At 36.4% G+C, this 14,939-nt stretch carries 14 protein-coding genes; 4 read left to right on the top strand and 10 right to left on the bottom strand.

Annotated elements, in window-relative coordinates:
• Positions 1–189: 189 nt before the first annotated feature.
• The 4 genes from FCI53_RS07720 to FCI53_RS07705 form a co-directional block, all read right to left on the bottom strand.
• Positions 190–426, bottom strand: coding sequence for a YgjV family protein (locus tag FCI53_RS07720; protein WP_138417511.1), 237 nt, complete (start codon positions 424–426; stop codon positions 190–192).
• A gap of 238 nt (positions 427–664) precedes the next feature.
• Positions 665–871 carry a hypothetical protein gene (locus tag FCI53_RS07715; protein WP_138417509.1) on the bottom strand — a complete coding sequence of 69 codons (207 nt, stop codon included), beginning with the start codon at positions 869–871 and terminating at the stop codon, positions 665–667.
• Between the two features lie 222 nt (positions 872–1,093).
• Entirely contained in the window at positions 1,094–1,291 is a 198-nt protein-coding gene (locus tag FCI53_RS07710) for a YwbE family protein (protein WP_138417508.1), read from the bottom strand.
• 24 nt (positions 1,292–1,315) lie between these two features.
• Positions 1,316–2,377, bottom strand: coding sequence for a C45 family autoproteolytic acyltransferase/hydrolase (locus FCI53_RS07705; protein ID WP_138417506.1), 1,062 nt, complete (start codon positions 2,375–2,377; stop codon positions 1,316–1,318).
• Positions 2,378–3,162: 785 nt separating this feature from the next.
• On the opposite strand from FCI53_RS07705, the gene FCI53_RS07700 reads away from it, so the two are divergent.
• Together FCI53_RS07700 and FCI53_RS07695 are read left to right on the top strand one after the other, a co-directional pair.
• Complete coding sequence (locus tag FCI53_RS07700; protein ID WP_138417504.1) at positions 3,163–3,363, top strand: cold-shock protein; 201 nt, start codon at positions 3,163–3,165, stop codon at positions 3,361–3,363.
• A 153-nt stretch (positions 3,364–3,516) separates the two neighbouring features.
• On the top strand, positions 3,517–5,517 hold the full coding sequence (locus FCI53_RS07695; RefSeq protein ID WP_171038104.1) for an LTA synthase family protein: 2,001 nt from the start codon (positions 3,517–3,519) through the stop codon (positions 5,515–5,517).
• A gap of 50 nt (positions 5,518–5,567) precedes the next feature.
• Here FCI53_RS07695 and treR read toward each other — a convergent pair whose 3' ends face one another.
• The 3 genes from treR to treP all read right to left on the bottom strand — a co-directional run bounded on the left by treR (position 5,568) and on the right by treP (position 9,547).
• Positions 5,568–6,281, bottom strand: a complete 714-nt coding sequence (gene treR, locus FCI53_RS07690; protein ID WP_138417500.1) for a trehalose operon repressor — start codon at positions 6,279–6,281, stop codon at positions 5,568–5,570.
• Between the two features lie 15 nt (positions 6,282–6,296).
• Complete coding sequence (gene treC / locus FCI53_RS07685) at positions 6,297–7,985, bottom strand: alpha,alpha-phosphotrehalase (protein WP_138417498.1); 1,689 nt, start codon at positions 7,983–7,985, stop codon at positions 6,297–6,299.
• Positions 7,986–8,077: 92 nt separating this feature from the next.
• Positions 8,078–9,547, bottom strand: a complete 1,470-nt coding sequence (gene treP / locus FCI53_RS07680) for a PTS system trehalose-specific EIIBC component (protein ID WP_138417496.1) — start codon at positions 9,545–9,547, stop codon at positions 8,078–8,080.
• Positions 9,548–9,823: 276 nt separating this feature from the next.
• Between treP and FCI53_RS07675 the strand changes: the two genes are divergently transcribed.
• Complete coding sequence (locus tag FCI53_RS07675; protein ID WP_138417494.1) at positions 9,824–10,648, top strand: DUF2268 domain-containing putative Zn-dependent protease; 825 nt, start codon at positions 9,824–9,826, stop codon at positions 10,646–10,648.
• Positions 10,649–10,777: 129 nt separating this feature from the next.
• Here the strand turns inward: FCI53_RS07675 and FCI53_RS07670 are convergent, their stop codons facing one another.
• Positions 10,778–11,041, bottom strand: coding sequence for a hypothetical protein (locus FCI53_RS07670; protein ID WP_138417492.1), 264 nt, complete (start codon positions 11,039–11,041; stop codon positions 10,778–10,780).
• 149 nt (positions 11,042–11,190) lie between these two features.
• Between FCI53_RS07670 and FCI53_RS07665 the strand changes: the two genes are divergently transcribed.
• On the top strand, positions 11,191–11,934 hold the full coding sequence (locus FCI53_RS07665; RefSeq protein ID WP_138417490.1) for a class I SAM-dependent methyltransferase: 744 nt from the start codon (positions 11,191–11,193) through the stop codon (positions 11,932–11,934).
• Positions 11,935–12,027: 93 nt separating this feature from the next.
• Here FCI53_RS07665 and FCI53_RS07660 read toward each other — a convergent pair whose 3' ends face one another.
• Positions 12,028–12,519, bottom strand: coding sequence for an immunoglobulin-like domain-containing protein (locus FCI53_RS07660; RefSeq protein WP_138417488.1), 492 nt, complete (start codon positions 12,517–12,519; stop codon positions 12,028–12,030).
• Positions 12,520–12,720: 201 nt separating this feature from the next.
• A complete protein-coding gene (gene pulA / locus FCI53_RS07655; protein WP_138417486.1) occupies positions 12,721–14,823 on the bottom strand; it encodes a type I pullulanase in 2,103 nt (700 codons plus the stop codon).
• Positions 14,824–14,939: the final 116 nt, after the last annotated feature.

The following is a 14,939-nucleotide window of genomic DNA, read 5'->3' as shown; positions in this document are numbered from 1 at the left end:
CAGAATAATCTTTCAATTAAGGTTAGTAATTCCTTACCCACATCTTGCTGAAATTAATCTTATTTTGATTAATAAAGTCGAAATTTCTGTAAATGAATTCATAAAAAAAACAACAAAAAGCAAATAAGCTTCTTGTTGTTTCTTCTAAAACATATAAACTTTACTATTTTCCCATTTAGGGAGCTTAAACTATTTGTTCTCAGCATCAGCACGATATAATTGCACTAGATAGTATATATTAATGAAGACAATACCTAAATTCATAAATCCCACTGGCAAAGCACCTATTAAAAAGCCATACAGTGAAAACAAACCCGATCCCAACAAATTGATCCATCTTAGTTTAAGAATGTTACTCATTAATAACGAGACAAGTACAATAAAAGATGCCAAATAACCTAACCATTCTAACCAATCAATATTCATGATCCTTGAAAACTCCTTTCCATAACTAGGAACAAACCGTATAACCTATTCAAAATTATTATTTGAATTGTTGGCCATTTTATTCTATCGTTATGGAACATCACTCACTGGTTAGAGGAATTCACTAGTAAATTTAGAGATGAATTACTATAAGCAAAAAAACTTGGGTTTAATTTCCAAACTTTTTCTAGTTTTCAAATCGTGTTGTTCAACTAAATGTCTCCGTAAATTCAATATACTACTTACTTTTTTCTTCTAAATATTCTCTTTCCTCTTTTGGTGATATATTTGAAATTCTATTATAAATTCCATTTAATAAATACAATCCTCTAAATATGCAACCCACTACAATTCCAAAAGCAACAATACCACCAACAAGTGGTCCCATCATCATTAAGATATAACCTAAAATTGCACTTAAAATGATTGATAAAAGTAAATACAAGAAATCCCTCCCATACATACTTTACCACAAGAAATTATTACCTTTGTTAAACTTACTTTTTACTTGAATAAGAAGGAGTTGTCGATGCGACAACTCCTTCTTTTGGTAAAGCTCGTCTTTAACAGACTTATTACTAATCTTGAAGAACTCATTCACTTGAAACATACCAATATTTTAGGTTACAACGATTATTTGCCACACACTGGTTCATTTGTAGTTTAATTAATCATTAAGGACATGCTTTACTCTACCAACTTGTCCATCTTGAAGGCGAACTTTAATACCGTGTGGATGGGTTGCAGAGTTAGTTAATAAGTCTTTGACAACCCCTCTCGTTAACTTCCCACTTCGTTGATCTTTTTTTAACACAATATCAACAGTCATTCCTGGTTGGATATCACTACGATTATTCCCGTTCAAAATAACCACTCCTTTTAACACTTGCTATTTTTTGTTATACCATCGTGCATTTTCATCCATATGTACGAATGGGATATCTGTATCCACTTCCCCTAAGATTTTTTGATCTTGGATGTCTGCACCTTTCAACCACAATCCAAAGTCAAACTCTGTAGGTTGTTGGTCACCACCTAATGTCATCCATGCTTTCAAGTCATGTGGAAAGTAAGCAGACGTATGGATCGTACCAGCCCAACTTTTGTAATCTGTCGAAAAAATTCCATTTCCAGTTCCGTTAAGTAATCGGTATGCCTTATCAACTTTTTGATCACCATGTTGTTCGATCACACGTTGCCTGCGTTCGGAATCAACTAAATAATTTCGATTTTCATGTTTCATAATTTCAAAATGATTGGTGCAAACAGTTGACTGACGAACTTCTACTCCACGTGGAGAAGCTTCTACGACATAGGTCTGTCCACTTGTATCATATACAATATAGCTAAACGAATGTCGGTGTGGAATTTCTTTTAACATATTAACTGCCTCACCTACATTTGCACAGGTCTCTAGGACAATTCTAGCGATCATACAACAAATAAAGCCATCTCCAGGCTTTTTACGGTGCATAAAATTATAGCCTAGTGCTAGTCCTTCCTCATTAATTCCATCGGTTCTACCCGTGATTCGTTGACTTGGCCCAATCATAGCATAGCCCTTGTCTGATGGTTGAAATAATACATATCGTCCTTCATACGTTTTGGGATGATAATCATAGTTTCGGATTAAATAATTTTCCCCCGTTACGATCGAGCAGCCTGATTTAACATACTCAGTGCGATAACCGCCAAATTCTTTCAGTACGCGTTCCATCGGCCAATTAAGCGCATCACCAAGACCTTCAAACTCATCCCACAACTGCGGTGCAAACATAGAAAATACCTGTTTCGCTTCTTGTTGGTCAATAGAGAATCTTGGTTTTCTTACTTTCCATTGTTTTTCACGATTGTTTATGATCAATGAATTCTTTAATTGTTCTCCCTGCTTATAACCAAAGTCATAATGATTTCCTCGGTATTGAATAATTTCACTATAAATTTGCTTCATGCTAATCCCTCTTTTACTGTGAAATAAGACTCTTTTGCAGGAAAATGTCGATCAATTCGCATAAGCTGTATTATGTGCAGTAACATTTATAATAGTTTTTTAATAGTTGTATTGTCATGATAACGTGTATTTAGATTTTTCTTACATGATCCAGCGCTTTTTCTCTAGATCCTGCGTAATTACAGCTTTTTCTTACATGATCCAACGATTTTTCTCTAGATCCTGTGTAATTACAGCTTTTTCTTACATGATCAAGCTAATTTTCTCTAGATCCTGCGTAATTACAGCTTTTTCTAACATGATCCAGCGCTTTTTCTCTAGATCCTGCGTAATTACGGCTTTTTCTTACATGATCCAGCGCTTTTATGGTTTTTCACGCATTATCACAGCTTTTTCCTTTGATTCCGCCGTGTATTTTGAAAAATCACTGTACATCAGTAGTTAAGTTAGTTAATGATTTGTTGCACATAATACAGCTAATACGTAACAACGATCAACAATACTACCAAAAAGAGCGTAATATAATATGTATAGCGTAAACGAAAATGATAGCAAAAATAAAGTAAATTACTTAGCAGGCACGGATCTCACCACAGAACCAACAGTTGTAAACAAAATAATTTTATTTGTTGTTGACTTTCCATGCCATTCTGGATTATAATAAGTTTACGCTATTTTGTTCGTCAAACACTTCAAGTAATCCGCAACGTAAAGTTTTCGTTTTGAGGCAAGAGCAAGAATAGTAATACATTTGTGTGGACGCCCCACACTAGGAGGAAAATAATATGATTCAAGGTTCAGTAAAATGGTTTAACGCAGACAAAGGTTTTGGATTTATCGAAGTAGAAGGACAAGACGATGTATTCGTACACTTCTCTGCTATCCAAGGCGAAGGCTTTAAAACACTTGAAGAAGGTCAAAGCGTAACTTTCGAAATCGAAGAAGGTAACCGTGGACCACAAGCTGCTAACGTTCAAAAGAACTAATTTTTTGAATTAGCATCGATAAAAAGCGAACTCTTAGGAGTTCGCTTTTTTTTATTTGCTCTCTTCCTCTCTTGTTAACCTCTTAAAACTGTAACCAATCCAGCGTTCGAGACGTCAAATTATAGTAGAATGATGTCGAAAGGAAGTTTTGTTATGTTCAAGCTAGGAAATACAAAATATGCACTCTTCTCTTTTATGCTTTCCCTTTTTTATATGGAACTTATATTTCGAGGACTAGTCACTGAAGAAATTTTTTCTATCCACCTACTTATTTCCCTACTATTCCTGACTGTTGGCGGATTAATCTTTTTTGTCTTAATAAGCTTTTTTAAACAAAAAGTTGCCTTTAGTATAACGGTGACACTACTTGGAATTACTGGACTTATCTATTCTTCTCAATTTATTTATTTTAAATTTTTCAAGACATTTTATAGTCTTTATTCAGCCGGAAACGCCACACAAATTCTAGACTTTTGGAATGATATCGTAACGATGACAGCTCAAAATAGCTTCTGGATTGTTCTTTTTTTTATACCGATCATCCTATTAGTCGGATTTCGTAAAAAACTTTTCCAGAAAGAACCAATTAAATGGCCAACTAGATTGTTTTTAATCGGTTGGATGATAGGGATACATATGACTGCGCTTGCCATCATTTATGTTGACGGTAAAGAACAACATTCTGCTTATGACCTATATTTTAATAGTAGTGATCCAATTACTTCATCGGAGAAGTTAGGGTTAATGACAACAATGCGGCTAGATTTCCAACGACTAATGACAGGATGGTCACCTAGTCTTGAACAACCAACAGCTGTCCCAGCATATCAACCAGAAGCTATAGAACAAACGGAGCCCGTTGATAATACAAATAGACTTAACGACACAAAAAAAGATATGGAACCACCAACCTACAATACGTTGGATATTGATTTCGAGCAGCTAGCATCAGAGGAAAGTGATGAGTCCATCCAAGCAATGCATGAATACTTTCAAGAGGTACAACCGACAGAAAAAAATGCATACACGGCTAAATTTGAAGACTATAACTTGATCCTAATTACTGCAGAAAGTTTTTCACCTTATGCAATCCATGAAGAAGCAACACCTACATTATACAAACTGGCACATGAAGGGTATCAGTTCACTAACTTTTATACCCCTTCTTGGGATGTTAGTACAACCGATGGTGAATATGTAGCACTTACAAGCCTCCTTCCCCAAAAAGGAGTTTGGAGTTTTGAAGAATCAGCCAACAATGAATTACCTTTTGTAATGGGAAATCAATTAAAAGAACAAGATTATCAAACGATGGCTTATCACAATCACTCCTATGATTACTATGAAAGACATCTATCTCATCCTAATATGGGATATGATTATAAAGGAATTGGCAATGGTCTTAATGTTAAAAAGGATTGGCCGGCATCCGATTTGGAAATGATGGAGAATTCGATTGATGAATACATCCACCAGCAACCATTTCACGCTTATTACATGACCGTTAGCGGCCATATGCAATATAATTTCTCAGGCAATAATATGGCGATAAAAAACAAACAAGTTGTCGACGATTTACCGTATTCTGATGAAGCGAAAGCATATTTAGCTACACAAGTTGAATTAGATCGTGCGTTGGAGTATTTGTTAAATAAGTTAGAAGAAGAAGGTATTGCGGAAGAAACATTAATTGCGATCAGTTCTGATCACTATCCATATGGGTTGGATAAACAAACAATCGATGAATTTGCTGGTCACGAAGTGGAAGAGAACTTCGAATTATACAAAAATGCCTTTATTTTATATACAAAGGATATGGATTCCAAAACGATTGATAAACCAGGATCTAGTCTAGATATTATTCCAACATTATCCAACTTACTCGGATTAGACTATGATTCAAGACTTTTAATGGGCAATGACTTGTTCTCGGAAACTGATCCACTTATCCCATTTTTAAACAAAAGCTTTATCACTGACAAAGGTCAATATAATGCTGAAACAAAAAAATTCACTCCTAAGGATGGTGAAGACGTGGATCAAGATTATATCGATTGGATGTCGTCTGAAGTAGATCGTAAATTTTATTATTCTACTATGATTTTAGAAAACAATTATTATGCTAGAGTATTAGATCGTAATTATTCCCAATAACAAAAAAGGAAGGTTGAAACATTGCTGGGTTTCATCCTTCCTTTTGAACGTTACGATTGTCTTCTTGAGAAATCAACAAACCTAAATTTATCAGGACGGTGTCGTGACTCTGTATACTGGAATAAGTGGGCATCATTTAAGTACACATAGTTTTTGATAATCACGATATTATGGAATCCTTCGAGATCTAGCAACTCTCGATCTTGTTGAGTCGGTTCTTCAACAACAATCTCTTTTTTAGCAAAACTAATCGTTAAACCAAGCTCATTCTCAATATAATCGTATAAAGAATCGGCACAGATTTGTTCGGTTAAGGAAGGTACAATTTTACTGTTCAACCAATCCTTATCTAAAATAATTTTTTCACCATTGATTTCCCTTATACGAACAACCCGCCAAATATGATCCTTTCCACCTAATTGGAGTTGTTGTTTTACATAGTGGTCAGGCTTTTCTAAAGACAGTCGATGTACAATCGTTCTCCAGTTATTTCCCATCTTTTTCCCAATTTCTTTAAAACTAACAAGTCCTGATACTGGGAAATCAAATTTGGTACGATCAAGCACTAAAGATCCCTTCCCCCGTACCTTCTGAATGTAACCATTTTGAGATAACAGGGTTAAGGCTTTTCGTATTGTTTCTCTTGATGTTGCAAATTGCTCTTTCAGTTCATTTTCAGATGGAATAAATGTGTTCGGTTCCATCTCTCCCTTATCAATAAGATTCGCAAGCTCATCATAGATCATCAAATACTTATTTTTCATGACACGTTCCCCATTTTACTTTTGTAAATAATAAACAATCGATTCATAAGGTCGTAATGTCAGTTGCTCAAACTGTTCGCTTGAATCATCATAATTAGATAGAATGATGGATCGTTCAAAACCTTCAACATCAACAGCGTTTGGAAGTTCAAACGTTGTTTCCGTTCCATAGAAGTTGTTTACTACTAATAATTTTTCATCTTCACTGTTTCGAACATAAGCAAAAATGGCATCATGATCCTCTAAAATCAACTGATAATCTCCATCTGTAATGATATCATATTCTTTACGTAATTGATTCAATTTTTGATAATGATAGAAGATTGATTGCTTATCAGCCACTGCGTTTTCTGCATTAATTTGTTTATAATTTTTAGCAGTTGGGATCCATGGGGTTCCAGTTGTAAAACCAGCATGTTCATCACTATTCCATTGAACAGGAGTTCTAGAATTATCACGAGATTTATCTTTCAATATCTCTAAAATCTCTTGTTCGTTCATGCCTTCTTCTTTTTTAATGTTAAACATGTTTAACGACTCCACATCACGATAGTCATCAATTGCTTCAAATTTAGGATTGGTCATGCCAAATTCTTCACCTTGATAAATGTATGGTGTACCTTGCAGCATATGAATTGTCGTTGCTAACATTTTCGCTGATTCATTATGGTACTCCTCATCATTACCAAAGCGTGATACCACTCGTGGTTGGTCATGGTTACACCAGAACAGCGCATTCCAGCCACCACCCTTATGCATTTCCACTTGCCATGTTGACAAAATTTGTTTTAGTTCCTGGAAATTAAAATCAGCTTTTGACCATTTTTCCCCATTTGGATAATCGACTTTTAAGTGATGGAAGTTGAAGGTCATACTCAATTCTTCACGCTCGGGATTTGTATATTTTATACAGTTGTCAATCGTTGTAGAGGACATCTCCCCTACTGTCATGATGTCATACTTTGAAAATACTTTCTGATTCATCTCGTGCATAAATTCATGCACACGTGGACCATCTGTATAAAATTTCCTTCCATCGCCAGGAGCTACAGATCCATCATCATTTGGAAAATCTTGATTTTTTGAAATCAAATTAATAACGTCTAACCGGAATCCATCAACCCCCTTATCCAACCAGTAGTCCATCATGTCATAAACAGCTTTCCGAACTTGTTCATTTTCCCAATTTAAGTCCGCTTGTGTTACGTCAAATAAATGTAAGTAGTATTGGCCTGTTGTTTCATCATACTCCCATGCAGAACCACCAAACTTAGATTGCCAATTGGTTGGTACTTCTCCGTTTTTACCATCTTTCCAAATATAAAAGTCGCGATAAGCATTATCTTTCGAAGCCATCGACTTCTGAAACCATTCATGTGCTGTTGATGTATGGTTGACAACGATATCCATGATGATCTTCAAATCACGTTTGTGTGCTTCTTCTAATAACTGATCAAAGTCTTCCATTGTGCCGTATTGTTCATAAATATTGAAATAGTCACTGATATCATAACCATTATCGCGTTGCGGTGACTCATAAATTGGTGTTAACCAAAGTACATCAACACCTAATTCTTTCAGATAATCTAATTTCTCAATGATCCCTTGAATATCTCCAACACCATTACCTGTTGTATCATTGAAACTCTTTGGATAAATTTGATAAACGACTGCTTTTTTCCACCATGGTTGCTTCTGCTTCATATGTAGACACCTACCTAAATATTGTTATTATTTTCTCATTTTGTAAAAAAGAGAGGAAGAAAAGCTTCCCCCTCCTCATTGTTTCGGTTATTTTATTTTCCTAATCGTTTATAAGCATTCGTCCCCATTTTTGTTCTTGACAAGATTACTGTTAGGATAAATGGGACAACAATCGCAATAATCATTGCCAAGCCAAACATAAGCATATCTTGTGCTTGAATGGATAGAATTCCCGGAACCCCACCGACACCAATAGAATTGGCCATAACACCATTACCTACAGAAATAACGGCTGCGATAGCGGAACCTACCATTCCCGCAATAAATGGGAACACGTATTTCAAGTTAATACCGAATAAAGCTGGTTCGGTAACCCCTAACCAACAGGAAATCCATGCTGGCACGGATACTTGTTGTTCTTTTTCATCTTTACGGTTCAGATAAATCATTGCAAGTACCGCAGAACCTTGTGCAATGTTTGACAATGCAATCATTGGCCATAGGTTTGTACCACCGAATTCACTCATCAATTGTAAATCAATCGCATTGGTCATATGGTGCAACCCTGTAATGACAAGTGGTGCATAAGCAAAACCAAAGATTGCAGCAAATAACCAGCCAAATGCAGAAGTTAATCCACTGTATACAACATCAGAAATCCATGAACCGATTGTCCAACCAATAGGTCCTAATACCATATGCGCGATTAAAACCGCTGGAATTAACGCAAAAAACGGTACAAAAATCATTGACACGACGTTTGGAATAACTTTACGCAAACCTATTTCTAAGTAAGCCAATACAAACCCAGCTAAAATGGCTGGAATAACTTGTGCTTGATAACCAATCATGTCAACTTGCGCGAAACCAAAGTCCCAAAATGGTTGGGTATCCGTTGTGGCAACATCATAGGCATTTAATAACTGCGGGGATACCAAGGTAAGCCCCATGACAATACCAAGTATTTGAGTTGTCCCCATCTTACGTGAAATAGCCCATGTTATCCCTACAGGTAAGAAGTGGAAAATGGCTTCTCCAATCAACCATAAAAACGAGTGGGTTCCGGCCCAAAACTGAGAAATGTCAACCAATGTTTGGGTACTTTCTTGATTTCCAAACAAAGTAAATGCTCCCGCATCATTAAACATCGCAATTTCACCGATAATATTTCTAAAACCTAAAATAAGACCACCAACAACAAGTGCTGGAATAAGTGGTGTGAAAATATCAGCCAAGTGTGAAATTAAGCGCTGAATAATGTTCATATTTTGCTTTGCTGCTTCCTTTGCCTCATCTTTTGAGGCAGTATCCCCTACACCAGCAAGTTTAGTGAATTCATTATAAAAGCTAGAAACCTCATTTCCGATAATCACTTGAAATTGGCCTGCATTTGTAAAGGTGCCTTTCACAAGATCAATCTCTTCAATCTTATCTGAATCTGCTTTGTCTGTGTCATGTAACACAAAGCGCATTCTCGTAGCACAGTGTGTGACAACTGAAATATTTTCGCTTCCTCCAATGCGTTCTAACAATTGTTTGGAAGGCTCTGTAAATTTACCCATTTTATTAACCTCCTACTGCATCAACAACTTAATACATAGTTTTATCTGTTTCATCATCAATATACAAAACTAAAAACTATTAGATTAACTTGTATATACATGATCCTGTTTGACTGCGTTTTCAATTATATCTTGTATATACATGTTGGTCAATCATTTTTTTGTCGGCTTTTGTTATTTTTCTACCAAAACGCTACTATTTAAAAGAGAACAAAATCGACGTAAGAAACATAAACTGCCAGTATCGACACCTAACATAAAAAGGATGAATAGATAATGTCAGTCATCAATACAAACAAACTGTTAAACGAATATGTAAAACATCAAAAACAATCCAAAGAAAAGCATCTTGATCTTCAAAGAAAACACATCTGCCAACCATTGACCTCCTACTTTGACGGCGTTTCAGCTTATGATATTCAACGACATTTGTTAGGACATGGCTTATTTTTTCCAGAATCTAATGACAAATACGATATAGAGCAGATCAATTCCAATAAAGTTTGGCAAAAAGTAAACAAAACCTATCACGTATTAAGAAAAAAATGGCATGGACCTGATGTTCCTATTTTTATTTTCCCTGCTAATAAAACACGACAATTAAGAGAGGAGTTAAACGGTGTTTCCGGCTTAGCACACGCAGACAAAGTATTTCTATTTGTTTCAGATTCTACCAATAGTGGCGATCTTCAAGCTTTAATTACCCACGAATATAATCATGTATGTAGATTATGTTATCTAAATCAAGAGGAAAGGAACATTCAACTTCTTGATTCAATTGTGCTTGAAGGATTAGCTGAAAACGCTGTGAACAAGTATGTTGGAAAAGAATATAGGGGAAAATGGACAACATTCTATTCACAAGATTTTGCCTTAAAGGCTTGGCGAAAGTGGATTAAACCACATACAGAGCTTCCGAAGAGCCACCCCTATCATAAACAACTATTGTATGGACAGGATGCTATACCTAAATGGCTTGGTTACAATGTTGGTTATTATATCGTTGAATCTTACCTTTCTAACACAAACAAAACAATAAAAGAAGCGATCGAAACACCTGCTTTGACTATGATAGAACAATCTAATTTCAGCAAAACTTAAAAGCATTGGATATTGGTAAACCTTTAGGGGAAGACAGAGTGACCAACGTCATAAGTAACATCTGTACTAAATAGGATTACTACTAAACGCATAAGATAGTCTGCAGCTTATCGCTACAGACTATCATCATTACCAGAAGAAAAACGGTAACAAAGTAATTCCCGCAATCGCACCTAAAGCTAATCCATATCCGAATCCGTAACCAGGTCCCCACCCCCAGTAAGGATAGCCAAAACCACCAAGATCTCGTCTTCGATCTAATGGATCAAGAAAGACACGATTTCGATTCACATTTCGAATAATACCTCTATGCACCTTACCATCATGCGTTCGGATTGCTACAGGACGATTCTTATAACGACAACACCGATGATACATGTGCTCAACTGACATCTATCCATCTACTCCTTTCATAAAATCAATAAAAAAACATTAGATTGCTTTTACAAAAATGAAAGTTTGTACCATTCATTAATACACCATATGTAAAAAGGAGTTATAGTGATTGGACAAAATAATTAAATCGAAAAGGAGAGGGAAAATTGAAAGGCAATACGTATCATGACTTCTTAGCTTATATGGGAATTAGTAGTGCCCATCCGGGTGGCATGGCACTTACGAAACAGATGCTTGCAAAATTAGGATTAAAGGCAGATCACCATGTCCTTGACGCGGGTTGTGGCACAGGCCAAACAGCTGCTTATATAGCAGAAACATTCGGATGCCAAGTAACAGCTGTAGATACGCATCCGGTCATGATTGAAAAAGCAAAGCAGCGGTTTAATGAGCAAGGAGTACAAATTCATGTATTACAAGGGAATATCGAACAATTACCACTAAAGAGTGAGGCTTATGACCTTATCATTGCAGAATCTGTTATTGTTTTTACAAAGATAGAAGCGACTCTGTTTGAATTTTTTCGATTATTAAAACCAGGTGGAGTAATTTTGAATTTGGAAATGACCACAAAACCTCCCATTAACCAATCGATGGTCAACCAATTTAAACAGGTATATGGAATAAAACAACTACCACAAGAATCAACGTGGCTAGAGTATTATCGCAAGACAAATTTTGATAATATAGAAGTCCTTAAGCGCGTCCAAGTTGCAGATCAAATTGCAACCGACTATGCAACCGGAGCAAAACAAATTGATTTAAATATTTCAGAATCCATGGATCACTCTCTTTACCAAATTGGTCATAAGCACCAATTACTCACGGAAAAATACCGTCATCAGCTGAACTACCATATATACCGAGCCCAAAAACCTGAGGCACCCTAGAAGTGTTTGGCAACAGAGTTTCATTTATCATTCATTCCCACGAAAAAACGCTTGGATAGGATAGCTCCAAGCGTTTAACTGCTTTTCGTTAAATTAATTAATCGTAAACTCCGCGGCCAAATAATACGTATCATAGTCCCCTGGTTCTCTAACATCCAGTACATCTTTCACTAAACGATATTGTCCATTTTCCAAATTGCCATAGAGCCAATCCCAATCAACTGTCCATTCACTAACGTCTGAAGAAGCTAATTCATAGCCAATATCATTAAATCCATAGTTCTCATCAAGTACAATTGGTACTTGATACCAACTTCCATTGATTGTCTTTTCTAACATATAATATTCGCCGTATGTGTATTGCTTGTCAGATGTATTCTCTAATATTACTGTTAATCCAGCAGAAGAGATTGTACCTTTCTTCACATCGATCGTTATTCCATCTATGTTGTTAACACTTTCATATGTTGTAGGTTGCCATTCCGTTGTTTCTGCTGAATCACCATTGCTACCTTCATCCCCACACCCCACCAAAAGTGTCACACCCATAATTATTTGAAATAAAAAAACTAACGATTTTCTCATAGGATCACCTCTTATATTTATAAGACGGAACATAACTAATTAAGTTTCATCCATTTACTATTCTATTAAAAGTTTCATTAACAAAAATATCCTACCAAACACTTTGCTGTTCGGTAGGCTATAAGCTAGATTGTTTATTACTTAACCCGTGACCCATTAAAAGTGACGCTCATCCACTTGGCCATCTCCTGCGCCAAACGATTAGACTCGTTGCTTTTTCCAAACGACAAATTCATATGCTCCAATTTTGGTCCACGGTTGTAACAAACAACTAATTGGGGACAGAAGTGGTGTATCATTACTAATTAACTTTTCCCATCTCCCTTGTACAGGTAGATCAATGCTATTGGTTTCAGCAGTTGGATTAATAAATATAGCAAAATCTTCCTCTTCTCCCATAAGCATAAAACCGAAAACTGGATTTGGCGTTTGGATAATGTGTAAGCGCTCTTGAATTTCTTTCACATTATTCATGCGAAATAACCGATAGTTGTGACGTAAAGAAATAAGGTTACGTACCCATTGAATATTTTCCTCTTCTTCTCCTCGTTGTTCCCAGTCCAATTGATTGATGTCATCACCAGATATATAACTGTTGTCATCCCCTTGTTTGGTTCGAAAAAATTCTTGCCCCGCATGTAAAAATGGAATGCCCTGACTAATTAATACAAGCCCAGTTGCAAGCTGGTGCATTCGTTTTCGGTCTGCATCTGTTGCAGTTGGATTCGATATCTTCAAGCGATCAGTTAGTGTATGGTTGTCGTGGCATTCGACATAATTGACGGATTGCAATGGATTGGAAAAGACATGATCGGAAAACCGAGCATCACAGCACCCTGCTACTAATGGGGGTAATCGCTCGAAATATTGTCCATTCCCATTGACATACCCTACATCGTCCACTTGAAACAAATTGCCTTTTAGTAAATCTCGGAATAGATCATTAAAGAAACTTACATGTTGTAATTGATCAGAATTGTTATTGGTTGATTTTTGTTCTGCGGGAAGTTCTGTCGCGAGGTCCCACCCTTCACCTAGCAAAAGAATTGGCCGATCTTTTTGTGAACAAAGATCTTGAATGGATTGCATTGTTTCTAAGTCAATCGCACCCATCAAATCAAAACGAAACCCGTCAACTCGATATTCATCAAGCCAATATTCTACACAGTCCAAAATAAATTGACGAACCATTTTTCTTTCTGTCGCTAGGTCATTACCAGTACCACTTCCATTACTCAATGTCCCATCTGATCGATACCTGAGGTAATAACCCGGAACTAATTGTTCAAATGCCGAATTTTCATAACAAAAAACATGGTTATAAACAACATCCAGAATGACTGACAAACCTTGTTGATGGAAAGCTTGTATCATCTGCTTCAGTTCTTGGACTCGTAAAGGAGGGTCATTCGCATCGGTTGCATAACTTCCTTCAGGTACAAAATAAAAGAGTGGATCATACCCCCAGTTATAACTATCTTTCGGGTGCAATTCATCGACACGGGCAAAATCCTGGACTGGTAGCAATTGCACATGGGTACATCCTAATTCTTTTATATAGGACAAACCACTTGAGAAACCTTGCTTATTTGATGTATTTTCTTCTGTTAATCCAAGAAATCTCCCCTTGTGTCGCGCGCCGCTTTGCGGTGAACTAGTAGCATCCCGGATATGAAGTTCATAGATGATGGCATCTTGTTTATTAATAGACGGATAAGTAGTTGAACGAAATTTTGGTGGATCTGTTGAATCTAAGTCGATCACAACACTTTGCGCACTATTGGCGGTCATACTTTTGGCATAAGGATCATTAACGAATTTTTCTTCTCCATCGTTCATTACGGAATAATGATAAGTAGTATTTTTCCAATCCCCCGCAACAAGCGTATGCCAAACACCATTCGGTTTTCTTCCCATTGTAATTCGTTTGTCATTTAATAGTAATGTAACATTTGTAGCTGTTGGAGCCCATACCGAAAACTTCGTCTCACGAGAAGTATAGATTGCTCCCAATTGTTCCTCACAAGCATCGTATAGTTGATCAAACCAAGCAGTTCGCACCACTTTCCGCGGATATACAGGTAAGTCAATCTCCCCCCAATCAAGTTGAACGTGTTTGCCAAGCAGTAGTGGATCGTGTAACCGAATCGTTGCGGTTTCTTCATTTAACCAATCCACTGACTGAACCGTATAAACTTGACCTTCTACCACTAGTTTAGGAACCGATTCGCGTAATCGCATGAGATTAGGCACTTTCACTGTCAGACAATCTTTTTCATCTTGCCAAGCGATTTCCTTCATCATTCGTTCCTCATTTCCATCTGTCAAAATAATTTGAAAAATATTTTATAAATATACCCTATATTATACAAATTCAAACATGAACATGTTATAATCATGAAGTATTTCATAATAAAAAT

The sequence above is a fragment of the Aquibacillus sediminis genome, assembly GCF_005870085.1.
In the GTDB taxonomy this organism is placed as follows: Bacteria; Bacillota; Bacilli; order Bacillales; family Amphibacillaceae; genus Aquibacillus_E; species Aquibacillus_E sediminis.
The sequence above is the reverse complement of the archived record's forward strand: the minus strand, read 5'-3'. Positions and strand labels throughout refer to the sequence as shown.

Bases quoted from the DNA above. Each gene is read 5' to 3' on its own strand.
- FCI53_RS07670 (WP_138417492.1), bottom strand. From the start codon at position 11,041: ATGTCAGTTGAGCACATGTATCATCGGTGTTGTCGTTATAAGAATCGT.
- FCI53_RS07660 (WP_138417488.1), bottom strand. From the start codon at position 12,519: ATGAGAAAATCGTTAGTTTTTTTATTTCAAATAATTATGGGTGTGACA.
- treP (WP_138417496.1), bottom strand. From the start codon at position 9,547: ATGGGTAAATTTACAGAGCCTTCCAAACAATTGTTAGAACGCATTGGA.
- treC (WP_138417498.1), bottom strand. From the start codon at position 7,985: ATGAAGCAGAAGCAACCATGGTGGAAAAAAGCAGTCGTTTATCAAATT.
- FCI53_RS07675 (WP_138417494.1), top strand. From the start codon at position 9,824: ATGTCAGTCATCAATACAAACAAACTGTTAAACGAATATGTAAAACAT.
- FCI53_RS07700 (WP_138417504.1), top strand. From the start codon at position 3,163: ATGATTCAAGGTTCAGTAAAATGGTTTAACGCAGACAAAGGTTTTGGA.
- FCI53_RS07720 (WP_138417511.1), bottom strand. From the start codon at position 426: ATGAATATTGATTGGTTAGAATGGTTAGGTTATTTGGCATCTTTTATT.
- pulA (WP_138417486.1), bottom strand. From the start codon at position 14,823: ATGATGAAGGAAATCGCTTGGCAAGATGAAAAAGATTGTCTGACAGTG.
- treR (WP_138417500.1), bottom strand. From the start codon at position 6,281: ATGAAAAATAAGTATTTGATGATCTATGATGAGCTTGCGAATCTTATT.
- FCI53_RS07705 (WP_138417506.1), bottom strand. From the start codon at position 2,377: ATGAAGCAAATTTATAGTGAAATTATTCAATACCGAGGAAATCATTAT.
- FCI53_RS07695 (WP_171038104.1), top strand. From the start codon at position 3,517: ATGTTCAAGCTAGGAAATACAAAATATGCACTCTTCTCTTTTATGCTT.